General features: G+C 68.7%; 27 protein-coding genes and 1 tRNA gene. 6 read left to right on the top strand and 22 right to left on the bottom strand.

The genetic code is table 11. The features are described from left to right. Positions 1-8: 8 nt before the first annotated feature. The 11 genes from EV670_RS16085 to rpsO all read right to left on the bottom strand — a co-directional run bounded on the left by EV670_RS16085 (position 9) and on the right by rpsO (position 8826). Entirely contained in the window at positions 9-554 is a 546-nt protein-coding gene (locus tag EV670_RS16085; protein ID WP_242617014.1) for an NADH-quinone oxidoreductase subunit NuoE family protein, read from the bottom strand. Beyond that, positions 551-1804: an NADH-quinone oxidoreductase subunit D gene (locus EV670_RS16080; protein ID WP_130434029.1), complete on the bottom strand. Its 1254-nt coding sequence runs from the start codon at positions 1802-1804 to the stop codon at positions 551-553. Before EV670_RS16080 ends, EV670_RS16085 begins: the two co-directional genes overlap by 4 nt. Beyond that, positions 1804-2412 (bottom strand): NADH-quinone oxidoreductase subunit C, encoded by a 609-nt coding sequence (locus EV670_RS16075; protein ID WP_130434027.1) that lies wholly within the window; start codon positions 2410-2412, stop codon positions 1804-1806. The genes EV670_RS16080 and EV670_RS16075 overlap by 1 nt, the downstream gene beginning before the upstream one ends. Positions 2413-2428: 16 nt before the next feature. Continuing rightward, entirely contained in the window at positions 2429-2905 is a 477-nt protein-coding gene (locus EV670_RS16070; protein ID WP_130434025.1) for a NuoB/complex I 20 kDa subunit family protein, read from the bottom strand. Positions 2906-2929: 24 nt separating this feature from the next. Next, entirely contained in the window at positions 2930-3289 is a 360-nt protein-coding gene (locus EV670_RS16065) for an NADH-quinone oxidoreductase subunit A (RefSeq protein ID WP_130434023.1), read from the bottom strand. Positions 3290-3474: 185 nt separating this feature from the next. Further along, positions 3475-3559, bottom strand: a tRNA-Leu gene (locus EV670_RS16060). Positions 3560-3719: 160 nt separating this feature from the next. Next, positions 3720-4121 (bottom strand): preprotein translocase subunit SecG, encoded by a 402-nt coding sequence (gene secG / locus EV670_RS16055; RefSeq protein WP_130434021.1) that lies wholly within the window; start codon positions 4119-4121, stop codon positions 3720-3722. A gap of 57 nt (positions 4122-4178) precedes the next feature. After that, positions 4179-4931: a triose-phosphate isomerase gene (tpiA, locus tag EV670_RS16050; RefSeq protein WP_130434019.1), complete on the bottom strand. Its 753-nt coding sequence runs from the start codon at positions 4929-4931 to the stop codon at positions 4179-4181. Positions 4932-4945: 14 nt separating this feature from the next. Then, entirely contained in the window at positions 4946-5932 is a 987-nt protein-coding gene (locus EV670_RS16045) for an NAD(P)H-quinone oxidoreductase (protein WP_130434017.1), read from the bottom strand. A gap of 45 nt (positions 5933-5977) precedes the next feature. Beyond that, complete coding sequence (gene pnp, locus EV670_RS16040; protein ID WP_130434015.1) at positions 5978-8308, bottom strand: polyribonucleotide nucleotidyltransferase; 2331 nt, start codon at positions 8306-8308, stop codon at positions 5978-5980. Between the two features lie 248 nt (positions 8309-8556). Continuing rightward, on the bottom strand, positions 8557-8826 hold the full coding sequence (rpsO, locus tag EV670_RS16035) for a 30S ribosomal protein S15 (RefSeq protein WP_130434013.1): 270 nt from the start codon (positions 8824-8826) through the stop codon (positions 8557-8559). Between the two features lie 257 nt (positions 8827-9083). Between rpsO and EV670_RS16030 the strand changes: the two genes are divergently transcribed. Further along, positions 9084-9560 carry an Hsp20/alpha crystallin family protein gene (locus tag EV670_RS16030; protein WP_165393345.1) on the top strand — a complete coding sequence of 159 codons (477 nt, stop codon included), beginning with the start codon at positions 9084-9086 and terminating at the stop codon, positions 9558-9560. A gap of 18 nt (positions 9561-9578) precedes the next feature. On the opposite strand, the gene tsaD is transcribed toward EV670_RS16030, so the two are convergent. After that, a complete protein-coding gene (gene tsaD / locus EV670_RS16025) occupies positions 9579-10613 on the bottom strand; it encodes a tRNA (adenosine(37)-N6)-threonylcarbamoyltransferase complex transferase subunit TsaD (RefSeq protein ID WP_130434009.1) in 1035 nt (344 codons plus the stop codon). Positions 10614-10837: 224 nt separating this feature from the next. Between tsaD and EV670_RS16020 the strand changes: the two genes are divergently transcribed. Beyond that, a complete protein-coding gene (locus EV670_RS16020; RefSeq protein ID WP_130434007.1) occupies positions 10838-11125 on the top strand; it encodes a hypothetical protein in 288 nt (95 codons plus the stop codon). A 158-nt stretch (positions 11126-11283) separates the two neighbouring features. Here EV670_RS16020 and lgt read toward each other — a convergent pair whose 3' ends face one another. After that, positions 11284-12117, bottom strand: coding sequence for a prolipoprotein diacylglyceryl transferase (lgt, locus tag EV670_RS16015; RefSeq protein ID WP_130434005.1), 834 nt, complete (start codon positions 12115-12117; stop codon positions 11284-11286). Positions 12118-12137: 20 nt separating this feature from the next. Further along, on the bottom strand, positions 12138-13085 hold the full coding sequence (locus EV670_RS16010; protein WP_130434003.1) for a LysR family transcriptional regulator: 948 nt from the start codon (positions 13083-13085) through the stop codon (positions 12138-12140). Positions 13086-13182: 97 nt separating this feature from the next. On the opposite strand from EV670_RS16010, the gene ilvD reads away from it, so the two are divergent. Next, a complete protein-coding gene (gene ilvD, locus EV670_RS16005; RefSeq protein WP_130434001.1) occupies positions 13183-14874 on the top strand; it encodes a dihydroxy-acid dehydratase in 1692 nt (563 codons plus the stop codon). A gap of 163 nt (positions 14875-15037) precedes the next feature. On the opposite strand, the gene EV670_RS19010 is transcribed toward ilvD, so the two are convergent. Beyond that, positions 15038-15442: a TIGR04438 family Trp-rich protein gene (locus EV670_RS19010; protein WP_130433999.1), complete on the bottom strand. Its 405-nt coding sequence runs from the start codon at positions 15440-15442 to the stop codon at positions 15038-15040. A gap of 117 nt (positions 15443-15559) precedes the next feature. On the opposite strand from EV670_RS19010, the gene EV670_RS15995 reads away from it, so the two are divergent. Further along, positions 15560-15871 carry a c-type cytochrome gene (locus EV670_RS15995; protein WP_130433997.1) on the top strand — a complete coding sequence of 104 codons (312 nt, stop codon included), beginning with the start codon at positions 15560-15562 and terminating at the stop codon, positions 15869-15871. A 65-nt stretch (positions 15872-15936) separates the two neighbouring features. Here the strand turns inward: EV670_RS15995 and acs are convergent, their stop codons facing one another. Next, positions 15937-17910, bottom strand: coding sequence for an acetate--CoA ligase (acs, locus tag EV670_RS15990; protein WP_130433995.1), 1974 nt, complete (start codon positions 17908-17910; stop codon positions 15937-15939). Between the two features lie 188 nt (positions 17911-18098). On the opposite strand from acs, the gene EV670_RS15985 reads away from it, so the two are divergent. Together EV670_RS15985 and EV670_RS15980 are read left to right on the top strand one after the other, a co-directional pair. Next, positions 18099-18680, top strand: coding sequence for a TIGR00645 family protein (locus EV670_RS15985; protein ID WP_130434443.1), 582 nt, complete (start codon positions 18099-18101; stop codon positions 18678-18680). An 8-nt stretch (positions 18681-18688) separates the two neighbouring features. Further along, positions 18689-19528: an alpha/beta hydrolase gene (locus tag EV670_RS15980; RefSeq protein ID WP_165393344.1), complete on the top strand. Its 840-nt coding sequence runs from the start codon at positions 18689-18691 to the stop codon at positions 19526-19528. Positions 19529-19535: 7 nt separating this feature from the next. Here the strand turns inward: EV670_RS15980 and EV670_RS15975 are convergent, their stop codons facing one another. Genes EV670_RS15975 through EV670_RS15950 form a run of 6 tightly spaced genes read right to left on the bottom strand, consistent with a single transcriptional unit; the run spans position 19536 to position 25442 of the window. Further along, positions 19536-19889 (bottom strand): Na+/H+ antiporter subunit G, encoded by a 354-nt coding sequence (locus tag EV670_RS15975; protein WP_130433991.1) that lies wholly within the window; start codon positions 19887-19889, stop codon positions 19536-19538. A 10-nt stretch (positions 19890-19899) separates the two neighbouring features. Then, complete coding sequence (locus EV670_RS15970; protein ID WP_130433989.1) at positions 19900-20169, bottom strand: K+/H+ antiporter subunit F; 270 nt, start codon at positions 20167-20169, stop codon at positions 19900-19902. After that, a complete protein-coding gene (locus tag EV670_RS15965; protein WP_130433987.1) occupies positions 20166-20684 on the bottom strand; it encodes a Na+/H+ antiporter subunit E in 519 nt (172 codons plus the stop codon). Before EV670_RS15965 ends, EV670_RS15970 begins: the two co-directional genes overlap by 4 nt. After that, positions 20681-22282, bottom strand: a complete 1602-nt coding sequence (locus EV670_RS15960) for a monovalent cation/H+ antiporter subunit D (RefSeq protein WP_130433985.1) — start codon at positions 22280-22282, stop codon at positions 20681-20683. The genes EV670_RS15965 and EV670_RS15960 overlap by 4 nt, the downstream gene beginning before the upstream one ends. Beyond that, on the bottom strand, positions 22279-22617 hold the full coding sequence (locus tag EV670_RS15955) for a Na+/H+ antiporter subunit C (protein ID WP_130433984.1): 339 nt from the start codon (positions 22615-22617) through the stop codon (positions 22279-22281). Before EV670_RS15955 ends, EV670_RS15960 begins: the two co-directional genes overlap by 4 nt. Next, complete coding sequence (locus tag EV670_RS15950) at positions 22614-25442, bottom strand: monovalent cation/H+ antiporter subunit A (protein WP_130433982.1); 2829 nt, start codon at positions 25440-25442, stop codon at positions 22614-22616. Before EV670_RS15950 ends, EV670_RS15955 begins: the two co-directional genes overlap by 4 nt. Positions 25443-25543: the final 101 nt, after the last annotated feature.

The raw sequence follows: 25543 nt of genomic DNA, 5'->3' as shown, positions 1-25543 counted from the left end.
TCGCGTCCTTACTTCTTGTGCTGCGCCACGGGGTGGGCGGCGGCGTGGGCCTGCAGCGTGGCCAGCAGCTCATCGAGGCGCTGCTCGTCCATGAAGCTCAGCATCTGGCGATCGTTGACCAGCATCACCGGCGCGTCGGCGCAGGCGCCCAGGCACTCGCTGGGCTGCACGGTGAACACGCCGTCGGCCGTGCTGCCGTAGGGCTCGACGCCGAGCCGGCCGCAGACATGCTCGAGCGCGGTCTGGCCGTTGCGCAGCTGGCACGGCAGGTTGGTGCAGACGTTCAGCTTGAACTGGCCGACCGGCTGCTGGTTGTACATGTTGTAGAAGGTCGTGACCTCGTGCACCGCGATCGGCGCCATGCCGAGGATCGCTGCGATGCCCTCTTCGGCCTCGGGCGAGACGAAGCCCTGCTCGTGCTGGACGATCGCCAGGCAGGCCATCACGGCCGAGGCCTTGTGCTCGACCGGGTACTTGGCGATCTCGCGTTGGAAGCGCGCGAGGGTCTGTTCACTGAAATCCATGTTGCTCGCCTGCGGCTCGGGGCTGCTCATCGGTCGATCTCGCCGAACACGATGTCCATCGTGCCGATCACCGCCACCGCGTCGGCAATCATGTGGCCGCGCGACATCTCGTCCATCGCCGCCAGATGCGCGAAGCCCGGGGCGCGGATCTTGAGTCGGTAGGGCTTGTTGGCACCGTCGCTGACGAGATAGATGCCGAACTCGCCCTTGGGGTGCTCGACCGCCGCGTAGGCCTCGCCTTCGGGCACGTGGAAGCCTTCGGTAAAGAGCTTGAAGTGGTGGATCAACTCCTCCATGCTCGACTTCATCTCGAGCCGCGAGGGCGGCGCCACCTTGTGGTTGTCGGTGATCACCGGGCCAGGGTTGGCGCGCAGCCAGGCGATGCACTGCTTGATGATGCGGTTGCTCTGGCGCATCTCCTCGACGCGAACCAGGTAGCGGTCGTAGCAGTCGCCGTTGACGCCGACCGGGATGTCGAAGTCGAGGTGTTCGTAGACGTCGTAGGGCTGCTTCTTGCGCAGGTCCCACTCGACGCCGGAGCCGCGCAGCATCGGGCCGGTGAAGCCGAGGTTCAGCGCACGCTCGGGCGAGACGACGCCGATGCCGACGGTGCGCTGCTTCCAGATGCGGTTGTCGGTCAGCAGCGTCTCGTACTCGTCGACCCGGCCGTCGAAGCTGGCACAGAACTGCTCGATGAAGTCGAGCAGCGAGCCGCCACGGTTCTCGTTCATCTTCGCGAGCGCCTTGGCGTTGCGGATCTTCGAGTGCTTGTACTGCGGCATCGAGTCAGGCAGGTCGCGGTAGACGCCGCCCGGACGGAAGTAGGCCGCGTGCATGCGCGCGCCCGAGACCGCCTCGTACATGTCGAACAGGTCTTCGCGCTCGCGGAAGGCGTAGATCAGCACGTTCATCGCGCCGCAGTCGAGGCCGTGGGCGCCGATCCACATCAGGTGGTTCAGCAGCCGCGTGATCTCGCTGAACATCACGCGGATGTACTGCGCGCGCACCGGCACGTCGACGCCGAGCAGCTTCTCGATGGCCAGGCAGTAGGCGTGCTCGTTGCACATCATCGAGACGTAGTCCAGCCGGTCCATGTAGGGCAGCGACTGGATGTAGGTCTTGGATTCGGCGAGCTTTTCAGTCGCGCGGTGCAGCAGGCCGATGTGCGGATCGGCGCGCTGGATCACCTCGCCGTCGAGTTCGAGCACCAGGCGCAGCACACCGTGCGCGGCCGGGTGCTGAGGACCGAAGTTCAGCGTGTAGTTCTTGATCTCTGACATCACTGCAGCCCGCCGTAGTTCTCTTCGCGGATGATGCGCGGCGTGATCTCGCGCGGCTCGATCGTCACCGGCTGGTAGATCACGCGCTGCTGCTCGGGGTCGTAGCGCATCTCGACATGGCCCGAGACCGGGAAGTCCTTGCGCAGCGGATGGCCGATGAAGCCGTAGTCGGTGAGGATGCGGCGCAGGTCGGCGTGACCGTCGAAGACGATGCCGCACATGTCGAAGGCCTCGCGCTCGAACCACTCGGCCGCGCTCCAGACGCCGGTCAATGAGTCGACCAGCGGCAGATCGTCCTCGGGGCAGAAAGCCTTGAGGCGCAGGCGCCAGTTGTGACGCACCGAAAGAAGGTGCGAGACCACGCAGTAGCGCGGACCTTCGGCCAACGGCGAGGCGCCATCCTTGTAGCTCGAATAGTCGAGACCGCAGAGGTCGATCAGCTGCTCGAAGGCTAGCGTTGCGTCGTCGCGCAGCGTGCGGGCAATGGCCAGGTACTGGTCGGCGCGCACGGTGAGCGTGAGTTCGCCGCGGTCGCGCACCAGCGCGACGATCTTGTCGCCCAGCGCGGCAACGAGGGCCGGCTGCAGCAGGTCGAGTTTGTGGTCCATGGATCCTCGGTCCGGCTCAGCGCGCGATGGTGTTTTCGCGCCGGATCTTGCTCTGCAGCTGCAGCACGCCGTAGAGCAGCGCCTCGGCGGTCGGCGGGCAGCCCGGCACGTAGACGTCGACCGGCACGATGCGGTCGCAGCCGCGCACCACCGAGTAGCTGTAGTGGTAGTAGCCGCCGCCGTTGGCGCAGGAACCCATGCTGATGACCCAGCGCGGCTCGGCCATCTGGTCGTAGACCTTGCGCAGCGCCGGCGCCATCTTGTTGCACAGCGTGCCGGCGACGATCATCAGGTCGCTCTGGCGCGGGCTCGGCCGGAACAGCATGCCGAAGCGGTCGATGTCGTAGCGGGCCGCGCCCGCATGCATCATCTCGACCGCGCAGCAGGCCAAGCCGAAGGTCATCGGCCACAGCGAGCCGGTCTTGGACCAGTTGATCAGCTTGTCGGCCGAGGTGGTGATGAAGCCTTCGCTGAGAACGCCTTCAATGCCCATGTGCTACTCCGTTGAAGTCTGCGTTCATTCCCAGTCGAGGGCGCCCTTTTTCCACTCGTAGGCAAAGCCGACGACGAGGATGGCGAGGAAGATCATCATGGCCCAGAAGCCGGTGGCGCCGATCTCGTTGAGCGAGACCGCCCACGGAAAGAGGAACGCGATCTCGAGATCAAAGAGGATGAACAGGATCGCGACGAGGTAGTAGCGCACGTCGAACTTCATGCGCGCGTCCTCGAAGGCCTCGAAGCCGCATTCGTAGGGACTGTTCTTGGCCGCATCGGGCTTGCGCGGGCCGAAGATGAAACCGAGCACCTGGGGCGCCACGCCGACCGCCACGCCAACCAGGATGAACAGGATCACGGGCAGGTACTGGTCAAGGCTCATGTTCGGCTGGCTCTCTGCGCGGGTAAACCACAGGCTATTGTCGTCCGGACAAAACAAAGCGCGCTGGCACAACCGGGTCCACCTTGCGACCCCGTCGCACTTGCAGCGCGCCCGGTCCCCTGTTCATTGCTGTCAGGGCGCTGGACCGGGGCCATTTGGCGCCCGATCCACGTTCATCAATTCGTTGGTGCCGTCGGCGAGACTCGAACTCGCACAGCTTTCGCCACTACCCCCTCAAGATAGCGTGTCTACCAATTTCACCACGACGGCTCCGGTGGCCGTGATGCTCGCTTCGTGCTCGAACATCGCAGGCTCGGAAATACTGTTCGGCTGGCTTGAGGAATGGCTCACCGAACAGCCAGAGATTCTAGCGTCAAACGAAGTGCCGATCCAACATTTTGGTGCACTGCGCCATTGGAATCGCGCAACTTCAACGCGTCGGAATCTGGTCGGCGCCCGAAGCCGCAGGCGCCGGCGTCAACACCGCGCTGGCAGCCGGTGCAGCGCCGGGAATCTGCGTCGCGATCGCGGCACTTGCTGCCGAGGCGGCGGGTGCCGCACGCTCGAGGATGCTCGAGCCGGCACCGGCATCGCGGTGCGTGGCCAGGTAGCCCAGCGCCAGCGTGCTGACGAAGAAGATGCCGGCGCAGACCGCGGTCGTGCGCGACAGGAAGTTGGCGCTGCCGGTGGCGCCGAACAGGCTGCCCGAGGCACCGCTACCGAAGGAGGCGCCCATGTCGGCGCCCTTGCCGTGTTGCACCAGCACGAGGCCGATCATCGCCACCGCGGAGAGCATCTGCACGACGAGAACGAGGGTGGTCAGAAACTGCATTTCAAAGGACTCCAGGAAGCTTGATAGTTGATGTTGGGTTGGCCGCGGCGATCGGGCTCAGACCCGCGCCGCGCGGCAGATCGCGAGGAAGTCGGCCGCCTTCAGCGAGGCGCCGCCGATCAGGCCGCCGTCGATGTCGGCCTTCGCGAAGAGTTCGACCGCGTTGTCCGGCTTGACGCTGCCGCCGTAGAGGATCTGCATCTGTGCCGCGCGCGGCGTGGCCGCGGCCAGTTGCGCGCGCAGCAATGCATGAACCTGCTGCGCCTGTTCGGGGCTGGCGGTGCGACCGGTGCCGATCGCCCACACCGGCTCGTAGGCAACGACCATCTCGCCGGCGCAATGGGCCAGCGTGTGGATCACCGCCGACAGCTGCCGCTTGACCACGGCCTCGGTCTCGCCGGCTTCGCGCTGGGCCAGCGTCTCGCCGACGCAGACGATCGGCGTGATGCCCTTCGCGAGCGCGGCCTTGGCCTTGTCGGCCACCAACTGGTCGGACTCGGCATGAAGCGCGCGGCGCTCGGAGTGGCCGACGATCACGTAGCGGCAGCCGAAGTCGGCCAGCATCGGCGCCGAGACCTCGCCGGTGTAGGCGCCCTGCTCGTGCTGCGAGCAGTCTTGCGCGCCCCAGGCGAAGGCGGTGCGCGCCAGCCGCTCGGCGGCCTGCGCCAGGTAGGGAAACGGCACGCAGACGGCGGCATCGGCCGGCAGCGGCCCGGCCGCCTTGAGCGCCTCGAGCAGCTGCTCGTTGGCGGCATGGCTGCCGTGCATCTTCCAGTTGCCGACGACCAGGGTTCGACGCGATTGAGTCATCTGCTTGGCTCCGTTCACCAGCTCAGCACGATCTTGCCGACATGCTTGCCGGACTCCATCAGCGCATGCGCCGCAGAAGCCTGCGCCGCCGGGAAGGTGGCATGGATCGCCGGCTTGACACGCCCGGCCTCGATCAGGGGCCAGACCCGCTCGCGCAGCGCGCGCGCGATCTGCGCCTTGTATTCCACCGTGCGTGGGCGCAGCGTCGAGCCGGTGATGCTCAGCCGGCGCCGCAGCAACTGGCCGGCATCGAAGCCGGCCTTGACGCCGCCCTGCACGGCGATGATCGTGATACGCCCATCGTCGGCCAGGGCCTCGATCTCGCGCGCCACGTAGTCGCCGGCCACCATGTCGAGGATCACGTCGACGCCGCGGCCAGCGGTCAGGCGCTTCGCCTCGGCCACGAAGTCCTGCGTCTTGTAGTTGATCGCATGGTCGGCACCGAGCGCGAGGCAGGCCCGGCCCTTCTCGTCGTCGCCGGTGGTGACGATCACCTTCGAGCCCAGCGCCTTGGCAATCTGGATCGCGGTCACGCCGATGCCACTGGCACCGCCCTGCACCAGCAGCGTCTCGCCGGGTTGCAGGCGAGCACGCTCGAAGACGTTGATCCAGACCGTGAAACAGGTTTCCGGCAGGCTCGCGGCCTCGACATCGCTCAGGCCCCTGGGCACCGGCAGCACCTGGCCGGCCGGCGCCACGCATTGCTGCGCATAGCCACCGCCATGGGTCAATGCGCAGACCCGGTCGCCGATCGCGACGTTGGCCAGCGCCAAGGCCTCGGCACTGCCGCCGATCACGCGGCCGGCCACCTCCAGACCCGGCAGGTCGGAGGCGCCCGGCGGCGGCGGGTAGACGCCGAGGCGCTGCAACACGTCGGGACGGTTGACGCCCGACGCGCTGACCTCGATCAGCAACTCGCCGGCCGCAGGCACCGGCGCCGGTCGCTCGACCGGCGTCAGTACCTCGGGGCCGCCGGGGCGGGAGATCTCGATCGCTTGCATGCTTGCGAGAACCAGGGCGCTCGCGCGCCCCGACTCACCCATCGATCAGGACTGCTGCGGCTCGTTCGAGCCGTTGTCGCCCTGCGGCGCAGCCTCGGCGGTCGCCGGCGCGTCGTTGCGTTCGGTGCGCTCCGGGCGCGAACCACGGTCGCCGCGCTCTCCACCGCGATAGCCGCCACGGTCACCGCCGCGGTCGCCACGATCGCCGCGGAAACCGCCACGGTCGCCGCCTTCGCGACGCGGACGGTCATAGCCACCACCGGTGTCTTCCGGCATGCCTTCGGGACGCTCGAGCAGCGCCTTCAGCGACAGCTTGATGCGGCCCTTCTCGTCGGTCTCGAGCACCTTGACCTTGACGACCTGGCCTTCCTTGAGGAAGTCCTCGACGCGCTCGACGCGCTGGTGCGCGATCTGGCTGATGTGCAACAGGCCGTCCTTGCCCGGCAGGATGTTGATCAGCGCACCGAAGTCGAGGATCTTGGTGACCGGGCCTTCGTAGACTTGGCCGATCACGGCCTCGGCCGTGATGTCCTCGATGCGCTTCTTGGCCAGCGCGGCGCGCTCGCCGTCGGTCGAGGCGATCGTGATGGTGCCGTCTTCGCCGATGTCGATCGTGGTGCCGGTTTCCTCGGTCAGCGCACGGATCACCGCGCCGCCCTTGCCGATCACGTCACGGATCTTCTCGGGGTTGATCTTCATCGTGTACAGACGCGGTGCGAACTCCGAGACTTCGGTGTTGGGCGTGCCCATCGCCTCGACCATCTTGCCGAGGATGTGCAGGCGCGCTTCCTTGGCCTGCGCCAGCGCAACCTGCATGATCTCCTTGGTGATGCCCTGGATCTTGATGTCCATCTGCAGCGCGGTCACGCCGCCGGTGGTGCCGGCGACCTTGAAGTCCATGTCGCCGAGGTGATCCTCGTCGCCGAGGATGTCGGTCAGCACCGCGAAGCGGTTGCCGTCCTTGATCAGGCCCATCGCGATGCCGGCCACGTGCGCCTTCAGCGGCACGCCGGCGTCCATCAGCGCGAGGCAGCCGCCGCACACCGAGGCCATCGACGAGGAGCCGTTGCTCTCGGTGATCTCCGAGACCAGGCGGATCGCGTAGGCGAACTCGTCCTTCGGCGGCAGCACCGGGATCAGCGCGCGCTTGGCGAGTCGGCCGTGGCCGATCTCGCGCCGCTTGGGGCTGCCAACACGGCCCGTCTCGCCGGTGGCGAACGGGGGCATGTTGTAGTGCATCATGAAGCGGTCTTCGAACTCGCCGGCCAGCGCGTCGATGCGCTGCGCGTCGCGGTCGGTGCCGAGCGTGGCGATCACCAGCGCCTGCGTCTCGCCGCGCGTGAACAGCGCCGAGCCGTGGGTGCGCGGCAGCACGCTGCTGCGGATCTCGATGTCGCGCACGGTGCGCGTGTCGCGACCGTCGATGCGCGGCTCGCCGGCCAGGATCTGGCTGCGAACGATCTTGGCTTCGATGTCGAACAGCAGGCCCTCGACCTTGACCTTGTCGAAGCTGGCGCCATCGGCACCCAGCGCGGCAAAGACTTCGGCGTAGGCGGCGCGCGTGGCTTGCGTGCGCGACTGCTTGGAGCGGATCTGGTAGGCGGCGCGCAGCTTGTCTTCGGCAATGCCGTTGACCTTGGCGATGAAGTCCTCGTCCTTGGCCGGCGGCTGCCAGTTCCAGGCCGGCTTGCCGGCGTCACGCACCAGTTCGTTGATCGCGGCGATCGCGATGTTGCCCTGCTCATGGCCGAACACCACGCCGCCGAGCATGACCTCTTCGCTGAGTTGGTCGGCTTCGGACTCCACCATCAGCACGGCGGCTTGCGTGCCGGCGACGATCAGATCCATCTTCGACTCGGTGAGCTGGGTCTTGCCCGGGTTCAGCACGTACTCGCCGTTGATGTAGCCCACGCGAGCGGCACCGATCGGGCCGTTGAACGGGATGCCCGAGATGGCCAGCGCGGCGCTCGAACCGATCAGCGCGGCGATGTCGGCCGAGACCTCGGGGTTCAGCGAAAGCACGTGCACCACGACCTGGACTTCATTGAAGAAGCCTTCCGGGAACAGCGGACGCAGCGGGCGGTCGATCAGGCGGCTGGTCAGCGTCTCGAGCTCGCTCGGGCGGCCTTCGCGCTTGAAGAAGCTGCCGGGGATCTTGCCGGCGGCGTAGGTCTTCTCGATGTAGTCGACGGTCAGCGGAAAGAAGTCCTGGCCCGGCTTGGCCTCGGTGCGCGCGACCACGGTGGCGAGCACGACGGTGCCTTCGATGTCGACGACGACGGCGCCGCCCGACTGGCGGGCGATCTCACCGGTCTCGAGCACGACCTGATGCTGGCCCCACGTGAAGCTCTTGGTGACTTTGTTGAACAGGCTCATGGAGTGTCTCCGTTGAAAGCGTTCGGTACGCGCGGCGTACTCATCGCGTTGGCCCGCAGGAACGGCGCGGGGCGAACCGGGAGTCAGCGTCTGGTGCGGGATGCCATTCCAGGGCGGGCGCTTGCAGGGCGCGATTCACGCGCCGGCCTTGGAATGACACATCTTCCGACCCATTGATTGGCCGAACTCCAAAGACAAAGAGCCTGTGCTGGCAGCAACCAGACAGGCTCTTCGTGTTCATGGGCAAATTACTTGCGCAGGCCCAGCTTGGCGATCAGCGCGGTGTAGCGGTCGGCGTCCTTGGCACGCAGGTAGTCCAGCAGCTTGCGGCGGCGGCTCACCATGCGCAACAGGCCGCGACGGCCGTGGTGGTCCTTGGCGTTGGCCTTGAAGTGCGGCGTCAGGTGGTTGATGCGTGCGGTCAGCAGCGCGACCTGGACTTCGGGGCTGCCGGTGTCGTTAGCGGCGCGGGCATTGGCCTGGACGACTTCGGTCTTGTTGATCGTGACGGTGGTCATGTGTTTCCTGTGGGAGATCAGGGACGAACCACAGGCCACCACGATGGGCAACTAGCGGTTTCGTCGTTGCGACTTGCGGTCACGGGTGAAACCGACCCATGCCGTGCGAATCCCTGCGGTCGTTTGACTGCAGAGCCGGGCATTATAGCGCGACCCGACGATTCGCCGCCGGCTCTTGAATCGGCGGCCACCAGTCCCAGATGCGGGTCATGGGTGGCGCAAGGGGCGCCGCCAGCACCGGACCCAAGGAAGACACCATGTTCGTGATGCCCGTGACCCGCTCCCACCGCGCCGCTTCGCTCGGCGACTTCAACCGTGCCGTCGACCGCCTGTTCGACAGCGGCTTCGACCGCTTCCTGGACGGCGTGCGCACCGGCGCGCCGCGCCTGCCGGCCGTCGATCTCGTCGAAACCGAGGCCGGCTACACGCTGAGCGCCGAATTGCCCGGCGTCGCCAAGGAAGACATCAAGGTCTCGATCATCGGCAAGCGCGTCTCGATCGAGGCCGCCGTGAAGGCTGCGCCGAAGTCCGAATCCGCAGAGAGCACCGAGCCGGCGCAAGTCGCCAGTCGCGTCCTGCTGACCGAGCGCGGGACGGCCCGCTTCGAACGCCGCTTCAGCCTGCCACGCGAACTCGACGAGCAGGCCTCGAGCGCCCGCTTCGACAACGGCGTGCTGGTGCTGGACCTGGTCAAGAAGGCGCTGCCCGGCGCGACCGAGCTGAGCATCGGCTGATCGGCCCTCTGGCCAGGCTCAACAGAGCTCGGCCAGCGGCCAGCGCGGCAGCACGTCGAAGGCGCCGGCCGCCTGCGGCCGCGCCAGTCCGGCCTGCACCCGCATCGCCGCGGCCAGCGCGATCATCGCGCCGTTGTCGGTGCACAGCGCGAGTTCGGGGTAGTGCACGCGCACGCCACGCCGCGCGCACTTCTCGTCGAGCAGCGCGCGCAGTCGCAGATTGGCGCCGACACCGCCGGCCACCACCAGCCGCCGCAGGCCGCTGGCCTTGAGTGCTGCCATCGACTTGGCGACCAGCACGTCGACGATCGCGGCCTGGGTCGAGGCGGCCAGGTCGGCGCGGCCCTGCTCGCAGACATTGCTGCCGAGCTTGCCGAGTTGCACCCGCACCGCCGTCTTGAGCCCGGAGAACGAGAAGTCCAGGTCGCCGCTGTGCAGCAGTGGCCGCGGCAGCTTGAAGGCCTGCGCGTCGCCGAACTCGGCCAGCCGCGCCAGCGCCGGCCCGCCCGGGTAGCCCAGCCCGAGCAGCTTGGCGCTCTTGTCGAAGGCCTCGCCGGCGGCATCGTCGATGGTCTCGCCGAGCAATTCGTAGCGGCCGACACCGTCGACCCGCATCAACTGGGTATGACCACCCGACACCAGCAACGCGACGAACGGAAACTCGGGCGGATCGGTCGACAGGAACGGCGACAGCAGATGTCCTTCAAGGTGGTGCACGCCGACCACCGGCCGGTTGAGCGCCAGCGCCAGCGCGCTCGCCGCGGCACTGCCAACCAGCAGCGCGCCGGCCAGGCCGGGTCCGCGGGTGAAGGCGACCAGGTCGACCTCGGCCAGCGTACGCTCGGCCTCGGTCAGCACCTGCCGTGTCAGCGGCAACACGCGCCGAACGTGGTCGCGCGAGGCAAGCTCGGGCACCACGCCACCGTAGGCCTCGTGCATCTGCACCTGGCTGTGCAGCGCGTGCGCCAGCAGGCGCGGCGGCGCGGTGCCGCCGGCGTCGACCAGCGCCACGCCGGTCTCGTCGCAGGAAGATTCAAAGCCCAGGATCAGCATGCGGCGAGTGTAGACAGCGCCGTTGTCGCAGGAGCCCGGCCGCGGCCCCGGCTGCCAGCAACCGGCGGTACATCAACTTTCAGCTTGTCACACTTCAGCCGTTGCAACCGTCACGAACTCAGGGCTGACCGGTCTTTCGGCCGTCACGGTCGCGCGCTACTCTGGCGTCCCATAGAACGACTTCAGTCGTCGCCACGCTCAACCGAGGCACCCCCGTTGGGACCATGAAGCACTACAAGCTCTCCGGCTGGCCCGACCTGCCGCCGGTCTACCACCGCACCGCCTACCGCCGGATGCTGCACCTGATGTCGCAGCGTTTTGCGTCCGTGGCCCAACTCACCAACGAGAGCGGCCTGGCCCGACCTGCCGTCATCGCCTTCCTCGACATGCTCGGCGAGCGCCAGGTGCTGCGCGAGCAGGAGGTTGGCGCGCCCGATTCGCTGTTCGGCAATTCGCTGAGCTGGTTCCGCCGCACGATCAGCGGCGCCCTCGACCGCAGCCACCGCCTCTGATGCCGTGCGCCGCGGCCCCGAGCCGCCGGTGGCACGGAACTTGATACATCTTTCATGGCCACTCGAGCCTTGGTTCGGGTTGCCATCTCCTCAGCAGGGCCTAGGCCCTTTCCCCACCCTCCCGGTGCAAGCCGGGAGGGTTTTTTCATGGCCGCGGGTCAGGCGGTGCGCGTGCGCACCGTGCCGGTGCTGTTGCGCCCCGCCCGGAACCACACCCACAGGCCGATCGCCACCATCGGCAGGCTCAGCCACTGGCCCATACTCAGGCCCAGGCCGAGCAGGCCGAGGAAGCTGTCGGGCTCGCGGAACCACTCCGCCGTGAAGCGCAGGCAGCCATAGCCGATCATGAACAAGGCCGCCACGCGGCCGGTCGCGCGCGGCTTGCGGCCATACCACCAGAGCAGCGCAAACAGCAGCACGCCCTCGAGCGCGAACTGGTAGAGCTGCGAGGGGTGCCGCGCGATGCCGTCGCGTGCCTGCGGAAACACCATCGCCCAGGGCAAGGCCGGATCGGCGGCGCGCCCCCACAACTCGCCGTTGATGAAGTTGCCCATGCGCCCGGCCGCCAGGCCCAGCGGCGCGCAGGGCGCGACCACGTCGGCCACTTCGAGGAAGGGTCGCTTGCGGGTGCGGCCGAACAGCCAGAGCGCGGCGATCACGCCCAGCAAGCCGCCATGGAAGGCCATGCCGCCCTGCCAGACGGCGAAGATCTCGAGCGGATGGGCGAGGAAATGCGCGGGCTTGTAGAAGATCACATAGCCGAGTCGGCCACCGAGGATGACGCCGAGCACGCCGTAGAACAGCAGGTCCTCGATGTCGCGCGGGGTCCAGCCGAGTTCCACGTAGGGCGGCCGCGAGACGCGCAGCCGGGCCAGCAGCAGGAAGAGCACGAAGGCCACCAGGTACATCAGGCCGTACCAGTGGACGCCAAAGGGAATGCCGATCGAGTGCAGGTCGATCGCGATCGGGTTGTATTGCGGATGGGTCAGCATGGGACGGGATTCTCGCCGCGTCACACGGCAGCCGAGCGGCGCGGCGTCGGCGCCGGGTGGGCACGTACGAAGTCGATGAAGCGTGCCAGCGCCGGCGGCGGTAAAGGCTCGGCACGCCAGACCAGACTGGTCCGGACCCGCACCTCCAGCGCCCGCGGCGCCGGCCGATAGACCACACCGGGCCGCTGCAATGCGCCGATCGTCGCCGGCACCCAGGCCAGGCCGAGCCCGGCCGAGACCAGGTTGACGATGGTCTGCATCTGGATCGCCTGCTGCGCGACGGTTGGCTGCAGGCCGTGGCGCTGGTAGAGCGCCAGCACGGTGTCGAACAGCGAGGGCGCGATGGCCCGCGGAAACAGCACCAGCGGCTCGGACAGCACCGCGGCCGGCGCCAGCCGCGCGCTGGCGGCCAGCGGATGAGCCTCAGGCAGCGCCAGCCACAGCGCCTCGTCGAGCACCGCCATCGAGGCCAGCCCGGCCGGCGGCGCTTCGGGCGCGTGCAGCACGAAGCCGGCATCGAGCTCGCCGCGCTCGAAGGCGCGCAACTGCACGTCGGCGGTGGCCTCGATCAGTTCGACGCCGACCCCGGGTTGCGCTTGCCGGAAGCCACGCAGCCAGCCAGGCAGCGGGCCGAAGCCGATGGTCGAGACAAAGGCGAGCCGCAGCCGTCCGACGCTGCCGGCCGCGGCCTCGCGGGCGGCCGCCGGCAGCGCCGCCGCGGCGGCCAGCAGCGAGCGCACCGGCTCGACCAGTGCCGCGCCGGCCACGCTCAGCGCTACGCCGCGGCGGCCGCGCTCGAAGAGCCGCTCGCCGACCCTCGCCTCGAGCTGCAGGATCGACTGCGTCAGCGCCGGCTGCGTGATGTGAAGCCGCTGCGCGGCGCGGCCGTAGTGCAGCGTCTCGGCCAGCAGCATGAAATGGCGCCAGCCCCGCAATTCCGGCGAGGCACTCGAACTCGTCGTTTCCATCAGCCGAACTTATCAGAGTCGCCAGCCGATGCGATTGGACGCCGGTCGGCGGCGGCTCCGATACTTCGGCCCTGAATCCGCACGTTCAAGGACCGCCATGAGCAACTCTCTCAACCGCCGCTCGAGCCACATCACCGAGGGCGTCGCCCGCGCCCCGAACCGCTCGATGTACTACGGCATGGGCTACCAGGAGAGCGACTTCGGCAAGCCGATGGTCGGCGTCGCCAACGGCCACAGCACGATCACGCCCTGCAACTCGGGCCTGCAGCGGCTGGCCGATGCCGCCGTCGAGGGACTCAAGGCGGCCGGCGCCAACCCGCAGATCTTCGGTACCCCGACCATCAGCGACGGCATGGCGATGGGGACCGAGGGCATGAAGTACAGCCTGGTCTCGCGCGAGGTGATCTCGGACTGCATCGAGACCTGCGTCGGCGGTCAGTGGATGGACGGCGTGCTCGTCATCGGCGGCTGCGACAAGAACATGCCGGGCGGCCTGATCGGCATGCTGCGCGCCAACGTGCCGGCGGTCTACGTCTACGGCGGCACGATCCTGCCCGGCAAGTACAAGGGCCAGGACCTCAACATCGTCAGCGTCTTCGAGGCCGTCGGCCAGTTCAGCGCCGGCAACATGAGCGAAGAGGATTTCTGCCAGATCGAGCGCCGCGCGATCCCCGGCAGCGGCTCCTGCGGCGGCATGTACACCGCCAACACCATGAGCTCGGCCTTCGAGGCGCTCGGCGTCGCCCTGCCCGGCTCGTCGACGATGGCCAACGTCGAGGACGAGATCGTGGCCCGCACCGCCGAGGCGGCGCGGTTCCTGGTCGAGGCCATCCGCAACGACCTCAAGCCGCGCGACATCGTGACCCGCAAGAGCATCGAGAACGCGGTCGCGGTGATCATGGCCACCGGCGGCTCGACCAACGCGGTGCTGCACTTCCTGGCCATCGCCCACGCGGCCGAGGTCGAGTGGACCATCGACGACTTCGAGCGCATGCGCAAGAAGATCCCGGTGCTGTGCGACCTCAAGCCCAGCGGCAGGTACCTTGCGGTCGACCTGCACCGCGCCGGCGGCATTCCGCAGGTGATGAAGCTGCTGCTCGACGCCGGCCTGCTGCACGGCGACTGCATCACGATCACCGGCAAGACGGTGGCCGAGAACCTGGCCGAGGTGCCGCCGCTGCGCACCGACCAGGACGTGATCCGCGCCGTCGCGCAGCCGATCTACGCCCAGGGCCATCTGGCGATCCTGCGCGGCAACCTCTCCAGCGAAGGCTGCGTGGCCAAGATCACCGGCCTGAAGAACCCGGTCATGAGTGGACCGGCGCGGGTCTTCGACGACGAGCAATCGGCGCTCGCCGCGATCATGGCCAAGCAGATCGTCGCCGGCGACGTGATGGTGCTGCGCTACCTCGGCCCCAAGGGCGCGCCCGGCATGCCGGAAATGCTCGCCCCCACCGGCGCGCTGATCGGCCAGGGCCTCGGTGAAAGCGTCGGCCTGATCACCGACGGTCGCTTCTCCGGCGGCACCTGGGGCATGGTGGTCGGCCACGTGGCGCCGGAAGCGGCTGCCGGTGGCCCGATCGCGCTGGTGCAGGAGGGCGACACGATCACGATCGATGCCCATCGCCTGCTGCTGCAACTCGAGGTCAGCGACGCCGAACTGGCACGTCGGCGCGCCGCCTGGACCGCGCCCAAGCCGCGCTACACGCGCGGGGTTCTGGCCAAGTTCGCGTTCAATGCCTCGAGCGCCAGCACCGGCGCGGTGCTCGACCGTTTCGAGGACCGCTGAGAGTAGTGGCCGCGACGAGTCGCGGCGTTCGCGCTGTCCAGGCTCGCAGCTGCGGGCCTGGAGCCGCGGCACTCGCTGCGCTCACCTTCGGCTCATGCCGCTCGCAGAGCTCGCGTCCTTCGTGCCGTCCAAGCCCGCGCAGGCGGGCTTGGAGCCGCGGCACTCAGCGCTTGGTGTCTTCGCCGTCGACGCGGCTGACCGCGCTGTCGATGCGGCTGTGAATGATCGAGTCGTGCTGCTTCTTGCGCTCGGCCGTACGCTTGCGCTCGATCGATTCTTCCTGCTTGCTCTGCATCGCCTTGTACTGGGCGGCACGCTTGTTCAGCTTTTCGTGCGAGCGCGGATCGATGCCCAGGGCGACCATGTTGCGCCGACGGCGCTCGTTCTTGCGCTCGTCCATCTTGCGCATCTCGGCGCGCTTGGTGAAGCCGGTCGCATCGGCCCACCACCACCACGCGGCGGCCACGCCGAATGGCGACAGGATCACCCACCACGACCAGGCACCGGGCGGGCCAACGTCGACCAGCTTGAGCAGCAGGAGCAGCACGCCCAGCACAATGAACCACATGTCTCGAAGCCCTCTTCGACGACGCAAGCAGCATCGAGCCTTCGCCTGTGTCGCCGATCAATAGAATGTCTCGAAGCACTTTACTCGATGACCCCTCGGGTCAGAAGGAAGGATTCCATGAATCTGCGCCTGCCGCTGTTCCTGCTCGCCGTTGCCATGGGGGCCGCGGCGCCTGCCCTTGCCAGTTCCGAGCTCGCGCAGAAGAAGAACTGCATGAGCTGCCACCAGGTGGACAAGAAGGTGATCGGCCCGTCCTTCAAGGACATCGCCGCCAAGTACGCGGGCCAGAAGGATGCCGCCGACCGGCTCGCACAGAAAGTCGTCAAGGGTGGTGTCGGTACCTGGGGCCAACTGCCGATGCCGGCCAATCCGCAGGTCAGCGAGGCCGAAGCCAAGCAGCTGGTCGGCTGGATCCTCGGGCTGAAGTAGAGCCCCACCGGCATGAAAAAAGGCCCGCCTAGGCGGGCCTTTTCTTGGGCGCCCGGAGCGCGGCCTCAGTTCGTCTGCGCGAGCTGCTCGAGGATCGCCGGGTTCTCGAGCGTCGAGATGTCCTGCGTCACCGCCTCGCCCTTGGCGACCTGGCGCAGCAGGCGCCGCATGATCTTGCCGCTGCGGGTCTTGGGCAGGTTGTCGCCGAAGCGTATGTCCTTGGGCTTGGCTATCGGGCCGATCTCCTTGGCGACCCAGTCGCGCAGCTCCTTGGCGATGGCCTTGGCCTCCTCGCCGGTCGGGCGCGAACGCTTGAGCACGACGAAGGCGCAGATCGCCTCGCCGGTGGTGTCGTCGGGCCGGCCGACCACCGCCGCCTCGGCCACCAGGTCGGTGTGCGCCACCAGCGCGCTCTCGATCTCCATCGTGCCCATCCGGTGGCCCGAGACGTTGAGCACGTCGTCGATGCGGCCGGTGATCGTGAAGTAGCCACGCTCGGCATCGCGGCTGGCGCCGTCTCCGGCCAGGTAGTAGCCCTTGAGCTCTGGCGGGTAGTAGCTCTTCTTGAAGCGCTCGGGATCGCCGTAGATCGTGCGGATCATGCTCGGCCACGGCTTCTTGACGACGAGGATCCCGCCCTGCCCGTTCGGCACGTCCTCGCCCAGTTCGTCGACGATCGCCGCGGTGATGCCGGGGAACGGCAGCGTGCACGAACCCGGCACCAGCGGCGTGGCGCCCGGCAGCGGCGTGATCATGTGGCCGCCGGTCTCGGTCTGCCACCAGGTGTCGACGATCGGGCAGCGGCCGCCGCCCACGTTGGCGTGGTACCACTCCCAGGCCGCCGGGTTGATCGGCTCGCCGACCGAGCCGAGGATGCGCAGGCTCGACAGGTCGCTGTGCTTCGGATGGGTCGCCGGGTTGGTCTCGGCGGCCTTGATCAGCGAGCGGATCGCGGTCGGCGCGGTGTAGAAGATCGTGACCTTGTGCTTCTCGATCGTCTTCCAGAAGCGGGCCGCGTCGGGGTAGGTCGGAACGCCTTCGAACACGATCTCGGTGCCGCCGCAGGCCAGCGGTCCGTAGGTGATGTAGGTGTGGCCTGTGACCCAGCCGATGTCGGCGGTGCACCAGAACACATCGTCGTCCTTCAGGTCGAAGGTCCACTTGGTGGTCAGCGCCGCGTGCAGCAGGTAGCCGCCGGTCGAATGCTGCACGCCCTTGGGCTTGCCGGTCGAACCCGAGGTGTAGAGCAGGAACAGCGGATGCTCGGCCGAGACCCATTCGGGTTCGCAGGTGGTCGGGCGGTCATAGGTGAGTTCGTGCAGCCACAGGTCGCGCGGCGCGTTCAAAGCGACCTTGCCGCCGGTGCGCTGGTAGACGATGACGTTGCGAATCGAATCGCAGCCACCGAGCGCGAGCGCCTCGTCGACGATGCTCTTGAGCGGCAGCGCCTTGCCGCCGCGGGCCTGCTCGTCGGCCGTGATCACCAGCACCGCGCCGGCGTCCTCGATGCGGTCGCGCAGGCTCTGCGCCGAGAAGCCGCCGAAGACCACCGAGTGGGTGGCACCGATGCGGGCGCAGGCCTGCATCGCGACCACGCCCTCGATGCCCATCGACATGTAGATGACGACCCGGTCGCCCTTCTTGACGCCGAGCGAGCGCAGGCCGTTGGCCAGGCGGCAGGTCCGCGCCAGCAACTCGGCGTAACTGACCTTCGTGACCGCACCATCATCGGCCTCGAAGATGATCGCGGTCTTGTCGCCAAGGCCGCGCTCGACATTGCGGTCGAGGCAGTTGTAGGAGACGTTGAGCGTGCCGTCCTCGAACCACTTGAAGAAAGGCGCATTGCTCTCGTCGAGCACCTTGGTGAAGGGCTTCTTCCAGCTGACGAATTCGCGCGCCAGCCGGCCCCAGTAGCCCTCGTAGTCGGCCTCGGCCTCGGCCGCCAGCTTGAGATAGGCCGCCATGCCCGACACATGGGCTCCGGCCGCAAGAGCGGCGGGCGGGGCATAGACCTTGAGTTCGTGGTTCTGCTCGCTCATCTGGATGTCTCCTCTTTGCTGGTGGGCGCTCGGGTCTGTGCCTGCGCCCTCGCACTGTCACTGCAGCCTCTTACTATCGCCTGACGCAGCCGCTGCAACATGCACCCCACCTAGAATTCGCCGCAACCGGACATTCCCTCGACCGCCCTCCCATGCCAAACAACCTCGACCACCCCATGCCCGCGGGCATGCGCCCGCTGTCCAACCTGATTTTTGCCAGCCGCTGGCTGCAGTTGCCGCTGTACCTGGGCCTGATCCTGGCCCAGGGCGTCTATGTTTACCTGTTCTGGGTCGAACTGGTTCACCTGATCGAAGCCGCCTTCGGCAACCAGGCGGCCATCCAGACCCTGGTGGCGAGCAGCGGCTACAAGTCCGAAGCCGCCGTGAACTCGCTCAACGAGACGGTGGTCATGCTGGTGGTTCTGGCGCTGATCGACGTGGTGATGATCAGCAACCTGCTGATCATGGTCATCGTCGGCGGCTACGAGACGTTTGTATCGCGGCTGCGGCTGGAGAACCACCCCGACCAGCCCGAGTGGCTGAGCCATGTGAACGCCTCGGTGCTCAAGGTCAAGCTGGCCACCGCGATCATCGGCATCAGTTCGATCCATCTGCTGAAGACCTTCATCAATGCCGCCAACTACGACGAGAAGGTGCTGATGTGGCAGACGCTGATCCACATCACCTTCCTCTTCTCGGCGCTGGCGATTGCCGGCGCTGACCGCCTCATGCCGCATCCTGCCCGCCCACCCGCGGCAGGCGGGCACTGAGCGGGGCCTTGCGCGCCCTCGCCGCGAACGCGCTGATCGCGCTGCTGGTCTGCGCCGGTGTTGCGCCGGCTTCCGCCGGCGACAGCCCCTCGGCCCGACCCGGCGTCAGCGTGCTCGCGCCGCCGCTGAGGATCGCCCCGCTCGGCCGCGATCGCACGCTGCGCATCTACCTGCCACCGTCGTATGCGCAGGGTCAACGGCGCTACCCCGTGATCTACATGCACGACGGGCAGAACCTGTTCGACGCCGCCACCTCCTTCGCCGGTGAATGGGGCGTCGATGAGACGCTGGACGAGCTGGCGCGCAGCAAGGGCTTCGAGGCCATCGTGGTCGGCATCGACCACGGCGGCGACAGGCGCACGACCGAGCTGAACCCTTGGGACCACCCACGCTTCGGCCGCGGCGAGGGCGAGGCCTACCTCGACTTCGTGGTCGAGGTCGTCAAGCCCTTCATCGACGCGCGCTACCGCACGCGCCCCGAGCCGGCGTCGACCGCGATCATCGGCAGTTCGCTCGGCGGCCTGATCTCGCACTACGCGATCCACCGTCACCCGCAGGTCTTTGGCAAGGCGGGTGTGTTCTCGCCAGCCTACTGGGTCGCGCCGGCGATCTACGACTACGTGCGCGAGCATCCGCTGCCGGCCACGGCGCGGGTCGAGCTCACCATGGGCGGACGCGAGGGCAGCGAGCCGATCACCGACGTCAGGCGCATGCAGGCCCTGCTCGCGCAGGCGCCGGCGACGCGCGGGCAGCAGCTCGTGCTGGAGCCGCAAGCCGAACACAACGAGGCCGCCTGGCGTGCCCGCTTCGGCCCGACGGTGATCCGGCTCTTCGATCTGCCGGACTGACTCGGCCTCAGTCGCGCGCCAGCGACTCCGGCAATGGCGCCTTCGACGCCAGGCGCCGATGCAGCGCCGCCTGCGCCATCAGGTTGGCCGACACCGGGGCGCTCAGGAACAGGAACAGGGTGATCAGCAGTGCGGCCAGCCCGAAACGGCCGTCGAGCCAGGACGTCATCAGGCTCGCCAGCAGCAGGCCGCCGACACCGAGCGTGGTGGCCTTGGTCGGCGCGTGCAGGCGCATGAAGAAATCCTCGAAGCGCAGCAGGCCGAGCGAGCCGATCAGCGTGAACAGGCCGCCGAGCACCAGCAAGAGCGCGATGACGATCTCGCCGCCAAGCAAAAGGAACAGGAAGGTGCTCGCAATCATGGTCCCGTCCTCACTCCACGGCGTTGCCGCGACTCAGGTAGCGCGCCAGCGCCACCGTCGAGACGAAGCCCAGCATCGCGACGATCAGCGCCGCCTCGAACAGCAGGTCCGAGCGCAACCGTACGCCAAGCAGGATCACGAGTGCCACGACGTTGATGTAGAGCGTGTCGAGCGCCAGCACACGGTCCGTCGCGTCGGGCCCGCGCAGCAGGCGCCAGCCGCCGAGCAGCAGCGCCAGCGTCACGCAGACCATGGCAAAGCCCAATGCCCATTCGATCATTCGAAGATCTCCTTCAGCGGTGCCTCGTAGCGGGTGCGGATCTCGGCCACCAGCGCGGCGGCGTCTTCGCAGTCGAGGGCGTGGACGAGGATCGCATGGCGAGCCTCGTCGACCACGCAGGACACGGTGCCGGGCGTGGTGGTGATGATGGTGGCCAGCAGGCTGATCGCGCGCTCGCCGCGCAGCGCCAGCGGCACGACGACCCATTGCGGATGAGGTTTGCGCCACGGTGACAGCACGAGCCGCGCGACCACGAAGTTCGACACCACGATGTCGCGCAGCACGGTCGAGACCAGCCGCACCAGTGCCCAGCCCAGCCGCCACGGCGGCGCCGACCGGCGCAGCGGCGAGCCTTGCGGCAGGAAGCCGCTGAGCAGGCGCGGCAGAACCAGACCGAGCAGCGCGGCCGTGATCAGCTGTGGCAGGGCCAGGCTGTGCTGCAGCAGCAGCCACATCGCGGCGATGAGCAGGCTCAGCACCGGATAGGGCAGCCAGCCGCGCGACTTGTCCTTCATCGACCTGCTCCCGCCGGTTCCCCGCGGTAGGGCCGCAGCGTCGGCGCCGGTGCCGTGCCGAGCACGGCCCGGCCGTAGGCCTCGCGGTCGAGCAGTTGCAGCGCGGTGGCGTCGGTGTAGCGTTTCAGCGGTTCGGCGCAGAAGCTCAGCGCCACGCCGGCCAGCAGCGGCGCGATCGTCGCCATCAGCAGGCGCGGACTGGCACCGGCCGAGGCCGCCACCGGCTCGCCGCCCACGCTCCAGAACAGGATGCTGCCGGCTCGGGCCAGGCCTAGCAGCGTGAGGAAGCCGACGCCCAGCACCACGCTCCACACCGCGACCTGCCACGGATGGCCGCTGGCCGACTGCAGCAGCATCAGCTTGCCGATGAAGCCCGGCAGCGGGGGAAGCCCGGCCACCGAGCCGGCGGCCATCAGCATCAGCAGCCCGAGCAGTGCCGGCTGCGCCACCGCCGAGCCCGGCACCAGCCGCTCGGCGGCGTCGCCACGCTGTGCGGCCACCAGTTCGACCAGCATGAACAGGCCAGCAATCACCAGCGTGCTGTGCGCCAGGTAGTACAGCGTGGCCGACCAGGCCGCAGCACTGAACAGGCCGAGCGCGGCCAGGATGGTGCCGACCGAGACCACGGTCAGCCACGCCACCAGGCGCGGCAGCGTGTGCGCCGCGAGCGCGCCCAGCACGCCGAGCACGCTGGTGGCCAGCGCCAGCGGCAGCAGCCAGGGCTGCATCAGCAGCGCGCTGGCACCGGCCTCCGGACCGAGGATCACACCGTGAAAGCGCAGGATCGCGTAGACGCCGACCTTGGTCATGATCGAGAACAGCGCGGCCACCGGCGCACAGGCCGCGGCATAGGTGGCCGGCAGCCACAGGCCGAGCGGCACCAGCGCCGCCTTGAAGCCGAACACCACCAGCAGCACGCCGGCAGCCACCTGCAGCAGCGCCGCGTCGGCCGCGCCGAGCTGCGGCACGCGCAACGCCAGCTCCGCGAAGTTGAGCGTGCCGGTGCTGGCATAGACCAGCGCGGCACCGACCAGGAACAGCGCCGAGCCGAGCAGGTTGAGCGCGACGTAGGCGATGCCGACCCGGAAGCGCTCGCGCCCCTGGCCGTGCAGCAGCAGCACGTAGGAGGCGATCAGCAGCACCTCGAAAAAGACGAAGAGGTTGAACAGGTCGCCGGTCAGGAAGGCGCCGTTGAGCCCCATCAGCTGGAACTGGAACAGCGCGTGGAAGTGGCGCCCGTGCGCATCCCAGCCGCCGCTCGCGTAGAGCAGCACCGGCAGCGCGACGCAGGCGCTCAGCACCAGCATCCAGGCGGCGAGCCGGTCGACCACCAGCACGATGCCGAAGGGTGCCGGCCAGTGGCCGAGCGGGTAGGCCATCAGCTCGCCGGCGGCGGCCGCGCGCGCCAGTTGCACAGCGACCAGCAGGCCGAGCGTCACCGAGGCCAGCGACAGCCAGCGCGCCCAGCGCAGCCGGCGGTGGCCGTGGCCACCCTGCGGCGTACCGCCGTGGTCGCCGAGCAGCAGCAGCGCGATCGCGGTGAAGGCCGGCAGCAGCACCGGCACGACCGGCAGGTGGTTGGCCAGGGCGCCGCTCATCGAGGCCCCTCCTCGTGGCCGTCGACCTGGTCGGTGCCGGTTTCGTGGCGGGCGCGCAGCGCCAGCTCGATCAGGAAGCCGGTGGTCGCGAAGCCGATCACGATCGCGGTCAGCACCAGCGCCTGTGGCAGCGGGTCGGCCATGCGCGCGCCGGCGCCGACGATCGGCGCCGCGTCGAGCCACAGCCGCCCCATCGCGAAGATGAAGACGTTGACCGCGTAGCCGAGCAGCGTGAGGCCGAGCACGACGCTGAAGCTGCGCCCGCGCAGCAACAGGTAGATGCCGCAGGCACTGACCCAGCCGATGCCGGTGGCGATGAGGAACTCGAGGCTCATCTGGCGCTGGCCTCCATCGTCGCCGGCGTCCTGCTGACCGCGCCGAGCACCGACAGCGCCAGCAGCGTCGCCCCGACCACGGTCAGATAGACGCCCAGGTCGAACAGCGCCGCGCTGGCCAGCGCCAGTTCGCCCAGCAGCGGCACCACCGGATGGCCGAAGGCGCTGGTCAGGAAGGGTTCGCCGAAGGCCATCGCGCCGGCTCCGGTCAGCGCGGCCACCAGCAGCCCGCTGCCGACCCAGGCGGTGAAGCGGCGCCCGCCGGCGGCGTGCAGGATGGCGTCCGCCCGCGCCTGGCCGAGCGCCATGTACTGCAGCACCAGCGCCGCCGCGGTGATCAGGCCGGCGACGAAGCCGCCGCCGGGGAGGTTGTGGCCACGCCAGAACAGGTGCAGCGAGAACACCAGTGCCAGCGGCAGCACCAGCCGCGCCAGCGCGCGCAGCAGCAGCGGATGGGTCGCGAAGCGCCATGGCCGGTTCGCCTCGTCGAGCGCAGGTCGGCGCAGTCGCAGCCCGTCGAGCATCGCCAGCGCGCCGATGCCGGCGATCGCCAGCACCGTGATCTCGCCGAAGGTGTCGAAGCCGCGGAAGTCGACCAGGATCACGTTGACCACGTTGTTGCCGCCACCCTGTGGCAGTGCGTTCTGCAGGAAGAACCAGGAGATCGAGTCGTGCTCGCGCGTCATCACCAGCCAGGCGAGCCAGCCGATGGCGCCGCCGCCGGCCAGCGCCAGCAGCGCGTCGCGAGTGCGGCGCAGCGCACTCGATTCGCGCGGCGCGACCGTCGGCAGCAGGGCCAGGCCGAGCATCAGCAGCACCGCGGAAATCACCTCGACCGCGAGCTGGGTCAGCGCCAGGTCGGGCGCCGACAGGCTGGCAAAGGCCAGCGCCGCGACGAGCCCGATCACGCCGACCAGCACCACCGCGGTGAAGCGCTGTCGGTGCCAGCGCAGCAGCGCCGCGCCGCACGCCAGGAGCAGCAGCCACAGCGCCAGCGCCAGCGGCGTGACCGGCGTCAGCGCGCGAGCGCCGGTGCCCAGGTCGGCGCCGAGCAGCGGCCAGCCGCCGACGACGAGTGCCGCCGCCAGCATCAGGGCCGCGTAGCGCTGCAGCGAGCCGTTCTCGAGGCGTGCGGTGACACGCCCGGCCAGGCCGAACAGGTGATCGACCGCGTGCGTGAACAACAGCCGGCCGGTGAGCCCACGCGGATGGTGCAGATGGAGATCGAAACGGCGCTGCAGCGCCCAGTACAGCGCAAGGCCGCTGACGGTGGCGATCAGGCTCATCACCAGCGGCAGGTTGAAGCCGTGCCAGAGCGCCAGGCGCACCCGCGGTGCCGGCGCGCCGAGCACGGCGTCGGCCGCTACCTGCACCAGCGGACCGACCGTCAGCGCCGGCAGCACCCCGACCAGGATGCACAGGCCGACCAGCAACGCCACCGGCAGCTTCATGAACAACGGAGGTTCGTGCGGATGCGGCCTGGGCAGATCGCCCAGCTCGCCGTTGAAGAACACGTCGTGCACGAAGCGCGCCGAGTAGGCCACCGAGCAGGCCCCGGCGAAGGTGGCCACCACCGGCACGATCCAGCCCCAGCCCGCATGGACCGCGGCTAGTGCCTCGGCGAAGAACATTTCCTTGGACAGGAAGCCGTTGAACAGCGGCACGCCGGCCATCGAGGCCGCCGCCACCATCGCCAGCGTCGCAGTCCAGGGCATGTACCTCAACAGCCCCGAGAGCTGGCGCATGTCGCGGGTGCCGGTCTCGTGGTCGATGATGCCGGCGGTCATGAACAGGCTGGCCTTGAAGGTCGCGTGGTTGATGACGTGGAACACCGCCGCCACCGCCGACAGCGGCGAATCCAGGCCGAGCAGGAAGACGATCAGGCCCAGATGGCTGATCGTCGAGTAGGCCAGCAGGCCCTTGAGGTCGTGGCGGTAGACCGCGATGTAGGCGGCGAAGGCCAGCGTCAGCAGGCCGGTGCCGGCGACGATCACCTCGAACAGCAGGCTGCCGCCGAGCACCGGATACAGCCGCGCGATGAGGAACACGCCGGCCTTGACCATCGTCGCCGAGTGCAGGTAGGCCGACGCGGGCGTCGGCGCCGCCATCGCTTCGGGCAGCCAGAAGTGGAACGGCCACTGCGCGCTCTTGGTGAAGCAGCCGAGCAGGATCAGGCACAGCGCGGCCGGGTACAGCGGGTGCGCACGCACGACGTCGCCGCGGCCGAGCAGCTCCGAGAGCTCGTAGCTGCCGCCGATCTGGCCCAGCAGCACCACGCCGGCGAGCAGTGCGAGGCCGCCGCCGCCGGTGACCGCGAGCGCCATGCGCGCGCCGGCGCGCGCCTCGGCCTTGTGGCCCCAGTAGCCCACCAGCAGGAAGGAGCTGATGCTGGTCAGCTCCCAGAACACGACCAGCAGGAGCAGGTTGTCGGCCAGCACGACGCCGAGCATCGCCGCCATGAACAGCATCAGCAGCGCGTAGAACTTGCCGCGCGGATCGTCCGGGCCCAGGTAGTACTGGCCGTAGAGCACCACGAGCGCACCGATGCCGGTGATCAGCAGGCCGAACAGCAGTGCCAGTCCGTCCAGGCGTAGGCCGAAGCTCAGGCCGAGCTCCGGCACCCAGTCCCGGTGCGCGAGCAGCGTGCGGCCCGCAAAGACCTCGGGGGCGAGCGACAGCAGGATCGCCAGCGCCGCCAGCGTCACCGCCGCGGCGATCCACGCCGGCAGCGCACCCGCCACCCGCCTGCGACCGGCCCATGCCGTGAGCAGCACGCCCGGCAGCAACGGCAACAGGACGACGAGCGGCAACAACAGTTCGGTCATTCAGGCAGCGCGGGCATCGGTGGCTTGGCCGCGATGATGCCCGCTGCCGCGCGGGGCTGGCTAAACTTCTGGTTTCCCCTGTCCTCCAGCCACACGCCGCG

The sequence above is a fragment of the Rivibacter subsaxonicus genome, assembly GCF_004217215.1.
Taxonomy (GTDB): domain Bacteria; phylum Pseudomonadota; class Gammaproteobacteria; order Burkholderiales; family Burkholderiaceae_C; genus Rivibacter; species Rivibacter subsaxonicus.
Note: the sequence above shows the minus strand (reverse complement) of the source record. Positions and strands in the feature narration are given on the sequence as shown.

Coding starts and splice junctions, on each gene's coding strand:
- EV670_RS16010 (WP_130434003.1), bottom strand. CDS start 13,085: ATGGAAACGACGAGTTCGAGTGCCTCGCCGGAATTGCGGGGCTGGCGC.
- EV670_RS15995 (WP_130433997.1), top strand. CDS start 15,560: ATGAATCTGCGCCTGCCGCTGTTCCTGCTCGCCGTTGCCATGGGGGCC.
- tsaD (WP_130434009.1), bottom strand. CDS start 10,613: ATGCTGATCCTGGGCTTTGAATCTTCCTGCGACGAGACCGGCGTGGCG.
- EV670_RS15970 (WP_130433989.1), bottom strand. CDS start 20,169: ATGATCGAATGGGCATTGGGCTTTGCCATGGTCTGCGTGACGCTGGCG.
- secG (WP_130434021.1), bottom strand. CDS start 4,121: ATGCAGTTTCTGACCACCCTCGTTCTCGTCGTGCAGATGCTCTCCGCG.
- EV670_RS15985 (WP_130434443.1), top strand. CDS start 18,099: ATGCGCCCGCTGTCCAACCTGATTTTTGCCAGCCGCTGGCTGCAGTTG.
- EV670_RS16065 (WP_130434023.1), bottom strand. CDS start 3,289: ATGAGCCTTGACCAGTACCTGCCCGTGATCCTGTTCATCCTGGTTGGC.
- EV670_RS16030 (WP_165393345.1), top strand. CDS start 9,084: ATGTTCGTGATGCCCGTGACCCGCTCCCACCGCGCCGCTTCGCTCGGC.
- acs (WP_130433995.1), bottom strand. CDS start 17,910: ATGAGCGAGCAGAACCACGAACTCAAGGTCTATGCCCCGCCCGCCGCT.
- EV670_RS16020 (WP_130434007.1), top strand. CDS start 10,838: ATGAAGCACTACAAGCTCTCCGGCTGGCCCGACCTGCCGCCGGTCTAC.
- pnp (WP_130434015.1), bottom strand. CDS start 8,308: ATGAGCCTGTTCAACAAAGTCACCAAGAGCTTCACGTGGGGCCAGCAT.
- EV670_RS15975 (WP_130433991.1), bottom strand. CDS start 19,889: ATGATTGCGAGCACCTTCCTGTTCCTTTTGCTTGGCGGCGAGATCGTC.
- EV670_RS16085 (WP_242617014.1), bottom strand. CDS start 554: ATGAGCAGCCCCGAGCCGCAGGCGAGCAACATGGATTTCAGTGAACAG.
- EV670_RS16070 (WP_130434025.1), bottom strand. CDS start 2,905: ATGGGCATTGAAGGCGTTCTCAGCGAAGGCTTCATCACCACCTCGGCC.
- EV670_RS16080 (WP_130434029.1), bottom strand. CDS start 1,804: ATGTCAGAGATCAAGAACTACACGCTGAACTTCGGTCCTCAGCACCCG.
- lgt (WP_130434005.1), bottom strand. CDS start 12,117: ATGCTGACCCATCCGCAATACAACCCGATCGCGATCGACCTGCACTCG.
- EV670_RS16045 (WP_130434017.1), bottom strand. CDS start 5,932: ATGCAAGCGATCGAGATCTCCCGCCCCGGCGGCCCCGAGGTACTGACG.
- EV670_RS15960 (WP_130433985.1), bottom strand. CDS start 22,282: ATGAGCGGCGCCCTGGCCAACCACCTGCCGGTCGTGCCGGTGCTGCTG.
- EV670_RS15950 (WP_130433982.1), bottom strand. CDS start 25,442: ATGACCGAACTGTTGTTGCCGCTCGTCGTCCTGTTGCCGTTGCTGCCG.
- rpsO (WP_130434013.1), bottom strand. CDS start 8,826: ATGACCACCGTCACGATCAACAAGACCGAAGTCGTCCAGGCCAATGCC.
- EV670_RS15965 (WP_130433987.1), bottom strand. CDS start 20,684: ATGAAGGACAAGTCGCGCGGCTGGCTGCCCTATCCGGTGCTGAGCCTG.
- EV670_RS15955 (WP_130433984.1), bottom strand. CDS start 22,617: ATGAGCCTCGAGTTCCTCATCGCCACCGGCATCGGCTGGGTCAGTGCC.
- EV670_RS16075 (WP_130434027.1), bottom strand. CDS start 2,412: ATGGACCACAAACTCGACCTGCTGCAGCCGGCCCTCGTTGCCGCGCTG.
- tpiA (WP_130434019.1), bottom strand. CDS start 4,931: ATGACTCAATCGCGTCGAACCCTGGTCGTCGGCAACTGGAAGATGCAC.
- ilvD (WP_130434001.1), top strand. CDS start 13,183: ATGAGCAACTCTCTCAACCGCCGCTCGAGCCACATCACCGAGGGCGTC.
- EV670_RS19010 (WP_130433999.1), bottom strand. CDS start 15,442: ATGTGGTTCATTGTGCTGGGCGTGCTGCTCCTGCTGCTCAAGCTGGTC.